This is a genomic window from Nostoc sp. C052 (assembly GCF_013393905.1).
Lineage (GTDB): Bacteria > Cyanobacteriota > Cyanobacteriia > Cyanobacteriales > Nostocaceae > Nostoc.
Window position 1 is genome coordinate 3,805,164 of sequence record NZ_CP040272.1, and the last position, 15,997, is coordinate 3,821,160.

The following is a 15,997-nucleotide window of genomic DNA, read 5'->3' on the forward strand; positions in this document are numbered from 1 at the left end:
TTGATTGTTCAATTGCAGAAATAAACTATAATTACTTCTGCAATTGCTCCTATTTCCTATTTATTGAGCTGGAGTTTGACTATTGGTTGCTGGTGTTTCAGAGGGTAAAGTCGAAACTTTGTTATCGGAAGCTTGTTGAGCTTCAAAAGCCAGAACATCTTGAGCAATCAACGTGATAACTCGAAAAAGAGTAGAAACATTTATCCGCATAAAATCTCCTGAGAACTGACGTTTTGTAGCAACATTGCAGTTGAGGATAAACTGAATGTTACTGTAAAATTTCAGCCAATATGTTTTTAACTTTCATGAAGTGAAGTTGTAAAATAGACAGCATAACAGCTTATTACCTGTATAGCTTTCATGAAGATGCATTTAAACTATCAATTTTTCTACAGTAATATTCCAGTTGAAAGTAAATTGTCTTCTGCTGTAAAACTTCATTACTAAATATCTACTAGTGAATCCAGCGGATATCAAATCAGCAGGAATTGTTAAATCTAAAATTTTGACATCATCTGAAGGGTAAAAACTTTTAACCTTGTAAAATTCAAAATGCTCATTAGTTAAAGATTGAGCTATTATTGCTTTAGCACCTTGAGGATAAATATCCCAAGTTTGACTTACCCGAAATAAGTTCCCCTCAACAAGAGATTGGGTAAGAAGTTGCCAACTATTACTCAAAACAATGTTATTGACTTCTACCCAATTCATATTTAAGCTTCTCTAATATTTTGTCCGCCAGGTTTGCGACGCCGTTTGCTACGTTGAGGTGTTGGTGTAGGAGTAGAGGAAGATTCGCCACTACTTTCACTACTAACTTGTTCAGATGCTTGAACGTTTTGAGTTGGTTGATTCTCTTGGTTTTCTTCTGACATAATTAATCTCCTAAACAAATTTCGTTGAGATTGTCTTCAACCTCTTGAATATATTCATCGACATCATCAAGGTATGGTTCAACCATTTCTAGCAAATCATCGGGAGAAATATCCCCCCGAATCATTGCTTTAGTAGCTTGATCGACAATCATTGATGCTTGAAGGGCTGATTGCATCTCTTGCTGTGGATTGTGAGGAATAATAATCACAGAGAAGCATTGTCTGATTTGTCGATTAGCTACTATATTCATTGGCTATTTATTTAAGATTAGCTAGCAGGAACACCAGTTGCCAAGTTAGAACCAGTTGGTTTGGCACGATCAAAGCTACGAACCTCAACAAATTCTTCAGGAATAAAATGTAATCCTAGAACAGTGTATTGACCGCCAACTGTGCCTTTTTTAAGAACGTCCATTAAAGACTTGCGAACATCTTCTTCACTGACGGTTGCCAGAGTTGGAGTTGTAGCTGTGCCGCCTTCAGTCTGAGCATCGGGGACAGTGGTAGTGCGACCGTAAGGAACAGAACCAGAGCGTACCCCTGCGTAAGATTTGTAATTTCTTTTAGTGATTTTTGATTGCTTTTGTGTTTTTGCTTGAGTAAGACTAGCCGTAGGAACAACGGTAATGACACATTCAGCCGCATAAAAACTTGCATCAATGAGCATTTTAGTAAAATCACGCTCAATTCCAAAAGCAGCATCAGTTGCTGCACTAAATAGGGATTTAATATTATCCCCTTGCACAGTGATACTGGCTTGTATAGCAGTAATAGCACCTGAACCTGTATTGGGTTCTTCTCCAAAAGGTGTGACGCCAACATTGAAAATTTTCAAAAATTTTGCATCCGGCTTGCGGTCAACCGTAAGTTTGTTAGTTCCCTTGAGATAGTTCAGGTATTCTCCAGCTGCTCCGCTTGTTGCTGAATAATTAGTTTCTTTAAGAGTCTGATGCAGTTTTCCAAAACGCTGCTTTTTGCGTGGCATATATTTTTTATTAGCTCTAATTCAACATCTGTTATCATGCTGTCACATGAAAAGCTGAAAAATATTGATACATAAGGTTTTAGAGCATACCTAAAATTATCCGGCTCTATGCGAAATATTAACTCTCGCTGAACGCTATAAGGGTCTATAACAGTTTCCAAAAATCCGTACAAGTTTATCCAAAGCAATCACCTCTCTAGTAATTTTACGTAAAACTATCAATCCAGTCAGGTTTTGTATTTTTCAAGCCTGTAGAAAAATATTCAGACCGTTTAGCAATAACATCTATTTCTAATAATTCAGGCCCTTTGCGAGGAGCAATTGGGCGCTGGATTGCACCTTCTAAATATTCTGGTTGGATTAAAGCTTTACAAGCATCAAGCATTTTTTGTGCTTCTTCAACAGAGAAAGCATTAATAATTAATTTGGAATTATCTTTTAAGGTTAAGAGTGCTTCATACTGTCCTTTTTTATAATCTGGTAAAGGTGAAGTAGAGTAACGTTGTACGATGGGATGAGGAATAGTCAAAGGGTATTTAGGTGAGCCAAAATTCCCGTTTTCCATTTTTTGTGCAAACATAAATATCATTTGTGGTCTACCTGCCTCTATGCGAATCTGCCACCATTCTGGGACAGCCGAATAATACTCAGTTTGATTACATTGTTGTGCTTCAATTTGAGCAGTTCTTTGAAAATTAAGTAATTCTTGAGCTTCAGTTCCTTGAATCACTTGAATCGTTTCAGTTTTGAATTTTGGCTGCTTAGTAGAAGTATCGCAACTGTCAAAAACTTGAACATTAATTGTTGAAAACTCCACTTTTGCATCAACCCCATCTTTGCCATTAGTTCCCGGTTGACCGTCAACGCCATCACGTCCGTTTAATCCTGGTTGACCATCAACACCGTTGTGACCGTTTAGCCCTGGTTGACCATCAACACCGTTGTGACCGTCAACGCCATCGCGTCCGTTTAGCCCTGGTTGACCATCAATACCGTTGTGACCGTCAACGCCATCGCGTCCGTTTAGCCCTGGTTGACCATCAACACCGTTGTGACCGTCAACGCCATCGCGTCCGTTTAGCCCTGGTTGACCATCAACACCGTTGTGACCGTCAACGCCATCGCGTCCGTTTAGCCCTGGTTGACCATCAATACCGTTGTGACCGTCAACGCCATCGCGTCCGTTTAGCCCTGGTTGACCATCAACACCGTTGTGACCGTCAACGCCATCGCGTCCGTTTAGCCCTGGTTGACCATCAATACCGTTGTGACCGTCAACGCCATTATTACCAGGTGGGCCAGGTGGGCCAGGAATTCTTGAAATTAAAGCAATAGCAGCGATTTCAGCTTGCAATCCGGCAATTTGAATTTCTAGGAATGCAACAGCAGCAGCAATTATGGGGAATTTAACCAGAATTTCAGTTATTTGACCAGCAAAAGCAGCAAATCTAGCCGCTAAAGCCGCTAATTCTGCCACTTGCGCTTCTAATTGTGCTTCTTCTAATGCAATTTTGGCATCTTCGGCGGCTATTTTGGCATTAACTTCTACTTCTAGTTCAAGAAGTCTAGCGTTGATTTCTGCTTCGGTTGCCTCAACTGCACCAATCTGCGCTTCAACAGCCCCAATTTGAGCTTCTAGCTCTGCATTAAAACCTTGAATTTCGGTTTGAACTGCTGCGACTTCTGCCTCTATACCTGGAAGTTGAGCTTCAACTACTGCTAGTTCTCCCCGAAGTTCTTGTGAAAATCCAATGGCTTCAAAAGCTACTCTTTCAGCTTCGATTACCTGTGGCTGAAGTTCAGCATATTCTACTTCCAATGCCTGTAATTGTGGCTCAAAGGCTGCTACTTCAGCTTGCAAACCTCCAATTTCAGATTGAAGAGCGCCTACACTGCCTTCTATCTGGGCAATTTGCACTTCCTCCCCAGCAACCTGTGATTGCAGTTCGGTATACTCAGCTTCAAGAATTCCTACTTCAGATTGCAAACCTGCAATTTCAGATTGAAGAGCGCCTACACTGCCTTCTATTTGAGCAATTTGCACTTCCTCCCCAGCAAGTTGTGATTGTAAACCTCCAATTTCAGTTTCAAGTGATGCTACTCCCGCATCTAAACGAGTAATTTGAGCTTGCTCTTCTACAACTTCAGCTTGAACACTTGCAACTTCAGCTTGAACACTTGCAACTTCAGCTTGAACACTTGCAACTTCAGCTTGAACACCTGCAACTTCAGCTTGAACACCTGCAACTTCAGCTTGAACACCTGCAACTTCAGCTTGAACACCTGCAACTTCAGCTTCTAATCCCGCCAAAGCTGCTAGAGCTGCTGCACCTTCAGCCGCCGCGGCTGCGATCGCTGCAAATACTCCCTCAATAGCCGCAGCAATCAAAGGAGCTGCAACAACCGCTACTACTGCCGCAATTCCTGCCCCAACCGCAATTAGCTTGGCTTCTAAATCATGTAATTCACTTTCTAGATTCCCAATCTGAATTTCATCTTGTGCCAATTGACGGTAAACATCAGCTAACTGATGCTTTAGTGCGTCAATTTCGCCTTGAACATTTCCGTTATTGGAATTATTAATTAAATTTCTTAATTCATCAATCTGACTTTGCAATTGCTGACAGCAATCACATTGATGACCAGAGCAATTACTAATATTTGATAGCGAGGAAATTAGGGATTGACCCGATGTAGACACTTAACAAACCTCACTACCAATTTTAGAAATCAGAGCTTCAATTGATGCAAATTCACCCTGGTCAATGCAGACCTTGCCATCGGGACAGAATGTTGTTGGATCAACACATTGCTTACCTGCGCCACAAGCGCCACCGTTAGCGCAAACAACCTGACAATCTGCTAAAGATTGATAGATTCCTGGGGTGTTGTAAGTAGTCTCAGGTACACAGTTTCCGTTAATGCAGTCATACTTTGTACTGGGTGACGGTGTTGTGCAATTGGGGTCACTTTTTACAAAAGTCTTTGATGATGAATATAAAACACTGCTTGGGTCGTTAATACTGGCAGATGCAAGTGACCTGCCATCCGTACCAACGCATATTAGCTGCCAAGTTGTTGTTGAACCTGGTGCCAGTGTCCATGTCGGATCATCAAGTTCGTAACCTGAATATGTATCTAACCCAGAAAACGAAGGATGACCCGACCAATTATCATACAGTTGCCAACTACCTGGACAACCTCTAGGATCTGTTGCTGTAGACATGAATTAAACAGCGTTCGGGTCAAAGGTTGGGGCCGTATAAGCGCCATAGAATCGTTCAGCATATTGAAACTGAGTTCTGGGAACGCCGTTTTTTGTGACGGGTGATGAAATAGTTAAAGTGCTATCAACTAATACTGATTGGTCAGTGTTTGCAGAAATCCAACTGTGAGCAAAACTAACAATTGCTGCATACAGTTCCAAAGCAGTTGGATTTGACCCTGTAAGAGCGGGTAGGGAAGTCAGAGGAATTTCTAATACTTTTGGTGTGCCGGAGAATGTTGAGTTTGCACCGAATAAATCAGTAATTGCTGGCTGAGTCATACAACGGATTTTATGAAGTGAATAAATCCGTTGTATGCGTTAGCTAAATTTATGTAAATGTTCCACTTTTATGTAGAAGTGGTACTTTTCACAATCTCACAATCCTTACCTAGAGACGATTACAGCAACTTCACTTATGTACACAACAAAAATGTACCTGTTTTACCTTATAGCTGGGTAAAAGAGGAACTTATGCAAAATCTGATTCAGTTGGCGTGAGTATCTGTACTGAATCTATTTAAGAAATAAATTATACAAATATTTACAAAAAGCGGAAGACAAAACCCCTTTGAGAGAATAGGCTAAAACCGATGCACCTATTCACAGCGCTGATATCCAGCGCCCGCGATCGCCTTGTGAGCGAGTGCGATCGCGTTTACTCTTGAAAGCTCCTAGCGCAATCATGGCAATACCATCTGTGAACAATGCCGTCCTTGCGCTTGTTCCAGCCGTTGCGATAAGTGCGCCACCCGTGGCAACGGGGGCACTGGATGCGGGTTAGGTTTTTGGTCATGTTTAACGAGCCTTTACCAACTTCAATTGCTCAGGGTCGAATGGGCCAATAGGAGTTTGGAAACCTTTGGCTGATTTTCTGAGCCAGTATTGCTCCTTCTCTGCAAAATCCACCATCAAAGTCTGAGCTTTGTGCTGACCGTGTAGCACCTCTACTTCATCACCTCTCAAAAACTTTGGCTTGCTTGGGCACAGGTCGCTATAGAGTAGTCGAGGTTTATTGATTGGGTCGCCAGCGATAATCACGTCGGCTTTTTTGGCAGAGGGGTAAATTTTGGTGATCCGTATTTCTTTATCAAGTGAGAGTGCCCAAGCGAACTGCCCTACGTAAAATTCTTGTTTAACAATATTTTCTGGAAAGTTTGGTTTTTCTTCTGGATCATCTGGATCAATCGGCTGAAATGCTTGCTGGCTCTGATCCACTTGATCCAGATGGAATTGTGTGTTTTTTTCAGGTTCTTTACCGACTACATAGCTTGGCTTAACGCTTGTCTCTGTTGATACATCTATCTGATGTTGATTTTCTTTGGCGACGGACTCATTTATCCCTAAATTTGATCCAGATGATCCAGATGATCCAGAAGGAAAACCAAACTTTTCAGTTTTTTTCACCCACTGTCTAATCCAAGATCCATTTTCGCGTTTTCGTTCAGTTTCCCAACCTAGCCGACTGAATATAGCGCTGATTCTCTTTGTAGTGCCGATGTCTTGGCGTGCTGTCTCTATGTCGAGGCATCGAAAAATCTCATTGAGTGTGATCACATCTCGGTGTTGGATGTATTCTTGAATTTTTTCTGTCCAAGGGTCAATAACTTGGAACTGCTTATTTAATTCCTCTCCCAGTTGCTCTTGCTCGGATGTCAGCTTCCAAGTTTCTCCAGTTTTGTAGAGCGCATAAGCCGCAGCCCAAAGTAAATCTCGCTCTTTTAGTAGCTGCTCCACTGGGATTATGCCTTTAACAGGGATTACCCAGAATCGTCTGCTGCCTGTAGGGTCAGCAAGGATTTCTTGCTCGTTGGTAGTACCAACCAAAATCGATCGGCGCGGATATTCCTTGACAGTGCGCGAATAAGGGGTTCTGTAGCTGTCGGTTTTAGTGGTGATGAATTTTTTCAAGGCGCTTACATCCTTCTTCTTGTAAACGTTCTCAAATTCAGACCACTCCAGACACCAAAAGTTGTGGAGCTTCATTCTCTCGTCTTTTTCGTTGGCATCTCCCATGTCGTCGCTGAACCAATCCTCGCCAAAGAGGTTCCGCCAAAAAGTACTTTTCCCAATGCCCTGTCGTGGGTTGACTAGTATCGGCACAGACTCAACCCGGCATCCAGGTTGGTTGATGCGGGCTACGGCTGAGATAAGAACTTTCTTCATATATATGTTGTGTAGTTCGTTCTCAGACCCAAAGTACCGTGTAGCAAGATTGTCTAAGATGCTTAAGTCAACATCTGGGTAAGCTTGGGCAACGTTTTCTAGGTAGTCAGCGACCGGGTGATAAGCATTTTGGCTGGCAAGCATTTGGACTATTGCTTGAGCATCGCCAATTGGTACTGCTTCCCCGAATTCCAAAACCATGTGCAAACGGATCTGGTCTAGGTCGAGCGCTTGCCCTGCTAGCTCAATTTGGTTTTTCATCTGGTTGAGGCGTAAGCCTTCCCCCCAACCGTCGCGGATGATTTCAAACTGGCGCTTGAGCTTGCACTTGGTTTCTTCACCTTCCTCTAGTTGGTTTTTGAGCCATTGCTCATCCAACTCTTTGCGCCATTCCTCAATGGTTTGAGCATTTTCTATCAGTTTTCCAAATTCTTCCTTGCCATTGTGAGAGATAAAGTCATCCATGCCTTTGTTGTCACCGGGTGGTAAGTTGATAATCATTACTTTTGATCCGGTAGCACTCAACTCCTTAGCCAAGCCAGTCATGGCATTTTGTACAGGCTTTTTAACCACAATGTCGTTATCAAAGCAGAGATAACATGTTCGCCCAAAACCTGTAAATAGCTTGAGTAAATCGTGTAGCCTACCATCTTTTCTACAAGTAGATACACCGGGAACTGAAATTGTTATGTAGTCAATTGACAAGCCAGCAGCGGCTTTTTTAGCACCTTCTGTTATGATGATCGGTTTTGATTTGTCGTTGATTATTTCTTGCCAGAATCCTTCAATTCCAGTGTCTAGGAATAGTGGGGCAAGTTGATAGTCTGACGCGGAAAGATACTTTTGTAGCTTGCCTTGTTTGTTAAGTATTGGTGTATCTGGTTTGACTTGAACACCTAATAATGTTGGTTCTCCTGTTTGTGGATCAACACCGCTAACAGCCCAAGCTGGTATCAGGTTGTTTGAATGTTTCCACCTTGATTTGTTGTTTCTATTCAGCAGTTTATCTACTTCTAAAGCATCTTTAATTGTCCTCACATTGTTTGCTATTATTTTCTTGCTGACACCGCTAATCATCCACTCATCCCAGTGCTTTTTATCTATATGTTCTGGTATCCCCGTGTTATAATTAGAGGTGTTATTGATGTTTTTATTATTATTTGAAGGGGTAGTTAGTGCTACCTCTTTTTGTTGTGTACTTGTCATGATGTTTGCTTCCTTTTTGATTTAGATTTAGTAATTTTGGTTAAAAAGGGTCGATCGCAATTTCTAGGCAGGCATTAATCCACTGGCTAATGTCGCTGACGGTAGAAATTGAATTAGCCGATTGCCGTAGGGCTGCTAGCTCATCGGGGAATCCTGCTGTGGCATCCCAGCAAGGGGCGTTGATGTAATGTCGGCAATATTCGGACAAAAGAGCGATTTCGTTAGTGGTGAGGTACTGGGAACTAAAGAATTTGAAAACTACACGGGGTAATTCTCCTGATGTTTCATCCTTCCAGTTCAAGGGCAAGCCCATTGGGGGGCGGTAAATATTAGGTATTCGCTTTGGCTGGTAGATGGTTGCTCTGATAATTTCGTCACTCATGGGCGGTTGGCTCTTATCTTTTGGCAGTCAGCTTTAATGCCAGCAATAATCTCTGGGTTGTCTTCAAAAAGCATTGGCAATCCCTGCAAGATAGCGCCTGCTAAGACGGTCGCCTCATAACGTTCTAGCTCTGGGTCTAGGGTTTGAAGGTAATCCACGAATTTGTTTAGCTGTTCGCAAGCAACCTCAATGGCATTGTTCAATTCTGGGGAGGCCATACCGATCGCTTCTGGAAAGACGACGATCGCAGCTTTTATCTGTTCTTCTGTACTCATTGGTTATTAGGTAATGGGGTATCGCAAAGTTGCAGGTAAAAAAGAAAGTTGTCCAATTCGTCTTCGGTCAATAGGAGGCGCGATCACTTCCCGTAATATTTCACCAAATGCTTTCGACCTTGTTCAGTTGTCCAGGCCAGGCGCTGGATTTCAGCGTCTATCTTGGTCATGAGGTCTTCGAGTCTTTGTCCTTCGGTTCTGTCGGTCATTGGTCATTGGGCATTAGAAAATATTCCTCCCACTGGTAAGTTGCCTCCGAGAGGTTTCGCTCTACTAGGCTGTAAAGATGTCCTTTGCTCACAATGAAGTTAGGAAATTCAAGAACGCCGATTAATTCCCTTGTTTCGGCTGTCCCGATGCTGATTTTTAGAATCACTTTCATAGTTAGCCTCTGGTTTTAAGGCAAGTAAGGGAGATACCCAGGAAATTCCCCGGTGAATTCTTCCTCCTCTACTGGAGTTGGAGGAAACAGATAATAATTGGCTTGCCTGTAGAATGCCTCGGTCGGCGATCGCATCATCAAAAATAGGTAAAGTCCGCCGTCGAGAAGAACAGCAGGCGGAAATCTGACAACGGCAATCATTTCCTTGCTGGCTAATATTTGTCCTGTTTCTGTGGTTAAAGTTGCTTTCAGCATTGGGTATTGGGCATTGGGAAAACTTGGGAGTTGAGCGATCGCACCAGAGGCAAGAAGTGCGATCACTTCGGTTAATCAAGCACGCCGATCACGTTTTAAATCACCAATAACTTTTTCTAAAATCCAGTTATCTAACCTGTCTGGGTTTAATTGTTGCTGACGTGTAATTAACCGATTGGCAGTTTCTTCATTACCGTTGAGTAAATGAAGAAATTCTTTGTACAGTGGGCCATTCTTGGATACTGCTTTTGGTTTACTAGGCTGTCTCTTGGCTGTTTTCAAGTCTGGTAATGACATATCTTTGGGTAGAATCGGAGAAAGTTGGGTTTGTGGTGTTTTTGATTGTGATTGTCTATGTAGATTGAATTGAGGTGGAGGCGGGGGTGTTAGTTGTTGGGTAGCTTCAGCTTTTAATTTTGATTTATCTATTCCGTGCTGTTGGAGTAGTAATTCGTACTCCTCTATTTCTTGTTTAAAAAGCTCTATGGCTTCTTGGTAGTCAGCTATAGCTTCCTGATATCCTTCCACCGCTTCCTGGTATTGGTCTACAGCCCGTGTAAACAGTGTTGTAGATTGTGCATATTTCCCCAAAGCCTTCTCTTGTCTAAGCAGCAAGAAGAATGTAATAAATAAAGCAATCGTGAGTAAAATTTCCATAGTGAATTGAGTTGATAGAGCAACTCTTTCCACCATCTGCGGGTTCCGCTGATGCAAGCATCGGAGGATACCCGTATTTTTTGTTTTTATTTATGAGGTTTTAGAGCTATCGCAATTCAATCCCGAATAGTCACAGATGCGTCGCCTGCTGATAAGTAGGCGACATATCCATGAAAAAGCCGTCCTCACCTTTGTAGGCAGGACGGCAGTCATGAAGCTTCTTTAATCGTGTCTGGAGCTAAATGATGAAGTTCTTGCTTAAGTGCTTGTACCTCTTCTTTGAAAAGATTCTCTGCCTCATTTACTTCCTCTAAGCGCGTCTCAAGACGGTACTTGTCTCCCTGAACATAAGATAAAAAAGTTTTCTCTATTAGTTCGAGACGCTTAAGAATTTTCCCAGGATCAGGTTTTCCGTGATCTGCCCAAGTGGGATCTTTTCTTGAGCTATCAAACGAAGCAGTTCTGACCTGTTCAGTCCCATAGACTGGGCTATCCTCTCCATGTTTTCCCAGTCCTGTTGACTCATCCTTATATTGACTGTCCTTGCATCGTCCGCGAGCGTCTTGGGTCGTGCCATTTGTTGAATTCACTATACGATAACCCCATTTTATCTTTGCAAAACTTTTCTGTATATACATAACGTTGACAGGTTATGTATTTGCATTATACTCATAATAGTGCAAAGACAAAACAAAAGTTACCACCCCAAACCAGGCAGAGATAGCAGCCTGCCAGCAATGAGCGAATGCCAAAGACCTGCTAGGGAAGTGAAAACTTACAGATGGCAACTGAAAACAAACACCAAGACTTACAAAGGACAACCAAAAACTGACAACACGTAGCTTCCCTCCATGCTGAATGTATTAAGTACAACTGCATTTACCCGTAAGTCGTAGCGATCGCCGGGTTAGCAGTTGAAAGTAACGAAATGTAAAAACCGATAGCCCATCCATTGAGCGATTTCAGGCAATCAAAAATCCAGAGCAAGTGCCCTGGATATCCTAAATTCGATTCGGTGAAAAAATAGCGTTGAAAGAGTGGACGAAATGAATGTAGCAGAAATCATCACCCACATTGAGCAGAACCTTAACCGCACCCAGGCAACAGGCTTAAATTGCCTAATCTTCCTTGCCTTACGGGAAGGGAGCGACGTAGCTCACCATTGGAACGAATGGGGCTTTGCCGATATCCCCCAACAGGTAATCGTCTGGTGCGATGAACTTCTGGAGGATGAGCTTTTGAATGTAGCAACAGCGATCATAAACGGCTTATTGGACGATATTTTCACCGCAGCGCTCGGCACAGAAAACGCCCAAAAGCTCACTCCACAAGCAATTAAGCCACAAAATCAGCCCACATTATTGAGCGACTATTAACGCACTATGACCGACCAACAGACCACCGACAAACCACTTAACGGGCAACGACCAAGCCCCATTAACAGCCGTAGAGGGAAGAAGAAGGAGTGGAAAGATTTAACTATAGACCCACTCTCCGAAGGGTATGACAGCCATCAAGCCGACTATGTAGTGGGTAAAGCTCCAGTCACCTGGGCACTACTCGAAGCCGGTCAGCTTTTCTCGCGCTCCAAGAGTGGGAAGAACTTGCACGTCAAACTTAACGATGGCCGCGCCATCTGCTTAGATACCCGCCAGCCGATTGAGATTAAGCCATCAATCCGTAATTCCTTACAGGTTTGGATCGTAACTAATTTCAACTCAACTTCTGCTAACAAAGCCGATTTTTAAAGGCGATCGCTTTCCGCATCAGATTTGCGATCGCCCGCGTCGTGCGGCTACCAAGTAAACCACACACATTCAAAATTATGACAGAAGACATCAACAAATCCTACGTCCAGCGCTATGTTGATCGAGCGAAAGCCACAAATAGCCAAGCCGAAAAAAATAATTGTCTCTACCGTGTCGGAACGCACATGGAGGTAATCGACTGCAACGGCAACGACAAACTTACCGCAGAACAGCAACAGACAGTACTTGACGCTGCCAACAGACTGCTAGGGGGGCAATAGTGAATCAAGTAATGATTCTTACTTGCACCGCGGCCGCTCTAATCATTGCGATCGTCGCACTCTGCAAACAAGAGAGTAACCGCCCTTTCTACCTCAAAATCGAGGTGCAGTATGGCAGATGAGCAGAAAATTATCGTTGAGGTTCCCAGCGATCGGGGCTATTCCCCAGTCCCCAGTCCCCAGTTATCCAAGTTGGAGGAATTTAAAAAAGGGTGGGTAAATGCGATCGCACTGCCAGACAATCTGCCAGACTTAGCCTATACCCTTGCCTCCTCAGTGGCGATTCCCGCTTTATTGAGTAGCTGCTGGGTAAGTATACCTATCCCTTGGTTTATCCGCCTGGGGGTGTTGGGAATTTTAGCGATCGCTGGAATTGTCGCCCTTTTCTTGCGGCAAGCGGTGCCAGAGGTCAAGGATGTTTTGCTATTGCGGGTTGGGTTGGTTGCTGTGGGGGTGCTTCTGGGAATATGAGCAGTGATTTACACCCATCCCAGTTGCATCAACACTTGCAGATGTACGCCTGTGCCAAGTGGTCATTTTGGGGTAGTTTAGTTGTCAGCTGTAGCTTGCTGTTTTTGGGAGCGAGTCAAAAGCCAGAATCTAAGCTGTGGATACTAGCGGCATCTGTGGGGACTTTGGAAGTTGGTCGCAGACATCGCCAAACAGCGAAGCTACTCCAAGAGTCGCTAGGTGATATCGACCGAGCATCACGACTCAATTTCCAAGCATGGGCAAAAGCTAACACTCAACCGACAGCACAGTTAGCGCTGACCGTTGGCAGCATCGATGTTAACTGGAAACCTGATAATCTCATTGCAGATCCGGTTGAGTACATCCAGAAAAAACAAAAACACGTTGCTCTCGTTGGGGGTACTGGTGACGGGAAGTCAACGTTTACCCAGTATCTATCCTCCAAAATTGGTGGTCGAGTTGTTGTCTATGATTCTGACGCCAAGCCCGACGATTGGGCGTGGATTGATCAAGCTGATGTCATTGGCAGAAAAGGGAACTTCAAAGCCATCGACACCGCAATGGGTAACGACCTCAAAACCTTAGAGGAGCTTGTAGAGCTTCGCGGGGAGGGGGGAGATAACGCGATCGCAGGTCGTGAGAGATTCCTAATTGCTGAGGAATTCCCGATTTTGGTGGATGAGTGCGATAATTCCACCCACTGGATAAAACGCCACGCCAAGCGGGGACGACGATATAAACAGTTTATTTGTGCGTTGGCCCAAAACGACACCGCCGAAAACTTTGGGCTACAGGGAGACAAAGACACCCTTTACAGCTGCTTCTGTCTCGTCCGCCTGGGGCAGTTTGGGCGCGATTACGCCAGGACTAAACTCAAAGATCCTCAACTAGAGCAGTGGTTAAAAGCTGGTGGTAAAAGGCGATTCATGATCGATGACTGCCCTTGTGAACTTGACCTGAGCAACTGGGGAGCGGGGAGCATGGTACAGCCGGAAACCTCCGGCGGGGGAAAAGAGGAGGTGCAATCTTCCCAAGAACTCAATGAATATGAGCAAATCATCCTTGCCTGGGGGCAAGAGCATCCAGGGGAGATTTTGAAGGCCCGAGTACTCCAGCAAGTAAGCCAGCAATTTAAGAAAGATGACCCAGAGAACATCAGAATTCTCTTCCAATCCCTTGCTGACAAAGCGGTAGGGGAAGTGGTCGATAGTGGCGATCGCCTCGGCTGGAGGTGGTCAAAGTAATGTCTACAGTTTGCCTACAGTCCGTCTACAGGCTGTAGGCAAAGCTTTATAGGTAAATTACCGATTAAATAGCCAGTACTTGGGTGGAAGTGCGATCGCGCAATACATCACCATAAACCAATCAATAGTCCGTCTACACCGTCTACAATTTTTCAGCCCCAAAAAATCGGCTGTAGATGGCTGAAATCGTTATTTAATAAGCTTTATAGCAACTGTAGACCAAATTTTCAACCCCTAAGTTTTTGGATTTTCAAGGAAAAAATGATAAAAGTCAGGTTAAAAATATTCCCGCCCGAAGAGATTGAACAATACCCACACACCATCAAAAATGTTCTGTTACAGACACTCCCACGAAAAGGCGAAAGATTTGATATTACAGGGAAAACAGGAATACCTAAAGCCTTCGGAATATTAGAAGATCACGACGGTGATTCCGTATGGAACTTGCAAATCCGCGAAATTGAGCATAGCTATGATGCAGATGAAGCAGAACATTCTATTGAAGTTCATGCAGATTTAAACTTAGACACCTTTTGGGCTTAGAACAAAAATGAGTAAATGCCCAATTGGTTTAATTTGTGATTACTTCGAGTGCGATCGCCATCCATAAAGCTGAAGAATAACTATGGCAATAACCGTAGACCCTAAAACGCAAAAACTAAATATTCGTTTTAGAGTTAATGGCTATAAAAAGCAGTTCTATTTGGCTAGCGGGCTTAACGATTTAGTCAAAAATAGAATTATTGTAGAGTCTCGCTGGGAAGAAATTCAGCGAGAAATTTCTTTAGGTGTATTTGACTCCACATTAGAACGTTATAAATTTGGCAGTAAAAATTTAAATGCTGAAAATCAATATTCAGAATTAACTATATGTGAATTGTGGGGAAAATTTTGTGAATTCAAGAGCAGATTAATCAAGCCATCCACAGCTAATAATTACGAAACTTTCGGCAAGATACTTTTAAAGCTTCCCCAATCCCTAACATTGGCAGCACAACTAAGAGAAGAACTACTACAGAATCATAGCTACCATGTAGCACGGCAGGTGATCTCATCACTATCCTCGGCCTGTGATTGGGCGATGGATTCTAAATTAATTTTGAGCAACCCATTTAAATCACTTGTTCTTCCAAAACAGAAAAATCAGAATGAAAGCATTAAGGCATTCACTCTAGAACAAAGAGATTTAATTATCTCAGCATTTGACACGAACGCCACTTATTCGCGCTACACCAGTCTAGTAAAATTTCTATTCTTTACTGGTTGCCGTCCTGGGGAAGCATTCGCGGTGTGCTGGGGGGATATCAGCCATGATTGTACAAAAATCACGATCAACAAATCTTATGCCACAAGGGTAGCAAGCCTGGGAGCCACAAAAAATAACAAGAAGCGCGTTTTTCCCTGTGGTAGTGGTAGTAAACTCCAAAATTTACTCTTATCAATTCGCCCACAGTCACCTGAAGAAAATTCTTTGGTTTTCCGATCCACTCTCGGTCAGAGGGTAAATCTAAGAATTTTATGGAGAGCTTGGGGCGGATATTGGTCAAAACAGAAATTTTACCCAGGTGTGGTCAAGCAATTAAGCGACAAAGGTCAAATTCCTTACTTGACCGTTTACGGCACACGTCATACTTTCGCCACTTGGGCGATCGCGAGTGGGTCATCACCGGAGAAAGTAGCTTACTGGCTTGGGGACAACGTTCAGACAGTGCTGCAATACTACTGTCACCCAGATGTCACCAAGTCAGAAGCTCCAGATTTTTGATGCTACTCATTTGCTACTCAAAAACCGATTGAAACGCTTC

The 15,997-nt window shown here is 43.3% G+C and carries 22 protein-coding genes; 7 read left to right on the plus strand and 15 right to left on the minus strand.

Annotated features, from left to right (window positions below; all coding sequences use genetic code 11):
- Nucleotides 1-60 precede the first annotated feature (60 nt).
- The 15 genes from FD723_RS15535 to FD723_RS15605 form a co-directional block, all read right to left on the minus strand.
- Nucleotides 61-210, minus strand: a complete 150-nt coding sequence (locus FD723_RS15535) for a hypothetical protein (protein ID WP_179066114.1) — start codon at nucleotides 208-210, stop codon at nucleotides 61-63.
- Between the two features lie 162 nt (nucleotides 211-372).
- Nucleotides 373-711 carry a hypothetical protein gene (locus FD723_RS15540; protein WP_179066115.1) on the minus strand — a complete coding sequence of 113 codons (339 nt, stop codon included), beginning with the start codon at nucleotides 709-711 and terminating at the stop codon, nucleotides 373-375.
- A 2-nt stretch (nucleotides 712-713) separates the two neighbouring features.
- Complete coding sequence (locus tag FD723_RS15545; RefSeq protein WP_179066116.1) at nucleotides 714-875, minus strand: hypothetical protein; 162 nt, start codon at nucleotides 873-875, stop codon at nucleotides 714-716.
- Nucleotides 876-877: 2 nt separating this feature from the next.
- Complete coding sequence (locus FD723_RS15550; protein WP_179066117.1) at nucleotides 878-1,126, minus strand: hypothetical protein; 249 nt, start codon at nucleotides 1,124-1,126, stop codon at nucleotides 878-880.
- A gap of 17 nt (nucleotides 1,127-1,143) precedes the next feature.
- Nucleotides 1,144-1,860 carry a hypothetical protein gene (locus tag FD723_RS15555; protein WP_179066118.1) on the minus strand — a complete coding sequence of 239 codons (717 nt, stop codon included), beginning with the start codon at nucleotides 1,858-1,860 and terminating at the stop codon, nucleotides 1,144-1,146.
- Between the two features lie 205 nt (nucleotides 1,861-2,065).
- Nucleotides 2,066-4,561, minus strand: coding sequence for a collagen-like protein (locus tag FD723_RS15560; protein WP_179066119.1), 2,496 nt, complete (start codon nucleotides 4,559-4,561; stop codon nucleotides 2,066-2,068).
- The gene (locus FD723_RS15565) at nucleotides 4,562-5,086 is read right to left on the minus strand and encodes a hypothetical protein (protein ID WP_179066120.1); all 525 of its coding nucleotides are present in this window, start codon (nucleotides 5,084-5,086) and stop codon (nucleotides 4,562-4,564) included.
- A gap of 3 nt (nucleotides 5,087-5,089) precedes the next feature.
- Nucleotides 5,090-5,407 carry a hypothetical protein gene (locus FD723_RS15570; protein ID WP_179066121.1) on the minus strand — a complete coding sequence of 106 codons (318 nt, stop codon included), beginning with the start codon at nucleotides 5,405-5,407 and terminating at the stop codon, nucleotides 5,090-5,092.
- Nucleotides 5,408-5,923: 516 nt separating this feature from the next.
- The gene (locus tag FD723_RS15575) at nucleotides 5,924-8,497 is read right to left on the minus strand and encodes a VapE domain-containing protein (RefSeq protein ID WP_179066122.1); all 2,574 of its coding nucleotides are present in this window, start codon (nucleotides 8,495-8,497) and stop codon (nucleotides 5,924-5,926) included.
- A gap of 40 nt (nucleotides 8,498-8,537) precedes the next feature.
- On the minus strand, nucleotides 8,538-8,879 hold the full coding sequence (locus FD723_RS15580) for a hypothetical protein (RefSeq protein WP_179066123.1): 342 nt from the start codon (nucleotides 8,877-8,879) through the stop codon (nucleotides 8,538-8,540).
- The gene (locus FD723_RS15585; RefSeq protein ID WP_179066124.1) at nucleotides 8,876-9,154 is read right to left on the minus strand and encodes a hypothetical protein; all 279 of its coding nucleotides are present in this window, start codon (nucleotides 9,152-9,154) and stop codon (nucleotides 8,876-8,878) included. Before FD723_RS15585 ends, FD723_RS15580 begins: the two co-directional genes overlap by 4 nt.
- A 205-nt stretch (nucleotides 9,155-9,359) precedes the next feature.
- Nucleotides 9,360-9,536 carry a hypothetical protein gene (locus FD723_RS15590; protein WP_179066125.1) on the minus strand — a complete coding sequence of 59 codons (177 nt, stop codon included), beginning with the start codon at nucleotides 9,534-9,536 and terminating at the stop codon, nucleotides 9,360-9,362.
- A 15-nt stretch (nucleotides 9,537-9,551) separates the two neighbouring features.
- The gene (locus FD723_RS15595) at nucleotides 9,552-9,857 is read right to left on the minus strand and encodes a hypothetical protein (protein ID WP_179066126.1); all 306 of its coding nucleotides are present in this window, start codon (nucleotides 9,855-9,857) and stop codon (nucleotides 9,552-9,554) included.
- Nucleotides 9,858-9,866: 9 nt separating this feature from the next.
- On the minus strand, nucleotides 9,867-10,484 hold the full coding sequence (locus FD723_RS15600; RefSeq protein WP_179066127.1) for a hypothetical protein: 618 nt from the start codon (nucleotides 10,482-10,484) through the stop codon (nucleotides 9,867-9,869).
- A 173-nt stretch (nucleotides 10,485-10,657) separates the two neighbouring features.
- Nucleotides 10,658-11,086 (minus strand): hypothetical protein, encoded by a 429-nt coding sequence (locus FD723_RS15605; protein ID WP_179066128.1) that lies wholly within the window; start codon nucleotides 11,084-11,086, stop codon nucleotides 10,658-10,660.
- Between the two features lie 408 nt (nucleotides 11,087-11,494).
- Between FD723_RS15605 and FD723_RS15610 the strand changes: the two genes are divergently transcribed.
- The 7 genes from FD723_RS15610 (at nucleotide 11,495) to xerC (ending at nucleotide 15,957) form a co-directional block, all read left to right on the plus strand.
- On the plus strand, nucleotides 11,495-11,824 hold the full coding sequence (locus tag FD723_RS15610) for a hypothetical protein (protein WP_179066129.1): 330 nt from the start codon (nucleotides 11,495-11,497) through the stop codon (nucleotides 11,822-11,824).
- Nucleotides 11,825-11,830: 6 nt separating this feature from the next.
- Entirely contained in the window at nucleotides 11,831-12,196 is a 366-nt protein-coding gene (locus FD723_RS15615; protein ID WP_179066130.1) for a hypothetical protein, read from the plus strand.
- A 77-nt stretch (nucleotides 12,197-12,273) separates the two neighbouring features.
- Entirely contained in the window at nucleotides 12,274-12,477 is a 204-nt protein-coding gene (locus tag FD723_RS15620) for a hypothetical protein (protein WP_179066131.1), read from the plus strand.
- A 111-nt stretch (nucleotides 12,478-12,588) separates the two neighbouring features.
- Nucleotides 12,589-12,948, plus strand: a complete 360-nt coding sequence (locus FD723_RS15625; RefSeq protein WP_179066132.1) for a hypothetical protein — start codon at nucleotides 12,589-12,591, stop codon at nucleotides 12,946-12,948.
- Complete coding sequence (locus FD723_RS15630) at nucleotides 12,945-14,192, plus strand: hypothetical protein (protein WP_179066133.1); 1,248 nt, start codon at nucleotides 12,945-12,947, stop codon at nucleotides 14,190-14,192. The genes FD723_RS15625 and FD723_RS15630 overlap by 4 nt, the downstream gene beginning before the upstream one ends.
- A 261-nt stretch (nucleotides 14,193-14,453) precedes the next feature.
- Nucleotides 14,454-14,735, plus strand: a complete 282-nt coding sequence (locus FD723_RS15635; protein ID WP_179066134.1) for a hypothetical protein — start codon at nucleotides 14,454-14,456, stop codon at nucleotides 14,733-14,735.
- Between the two features lie 82 nt (nucleotides 14,736-14,817).
- On the plus strand, nucleotides 14,818-15,957 hold the full coding sequence (gene xerC, locus FD723_RS15640; protein WP_179066135.1) for a tyrosine recombinase XerC: 1,140 nt from the start codon (nucleotides 14,818-14,820) through the stop codon (nucleotides 15,955-15,957).
- The last annotated feature ends 40 nt before the right edge of the window (nucleotides 15,958-15,997 follow it).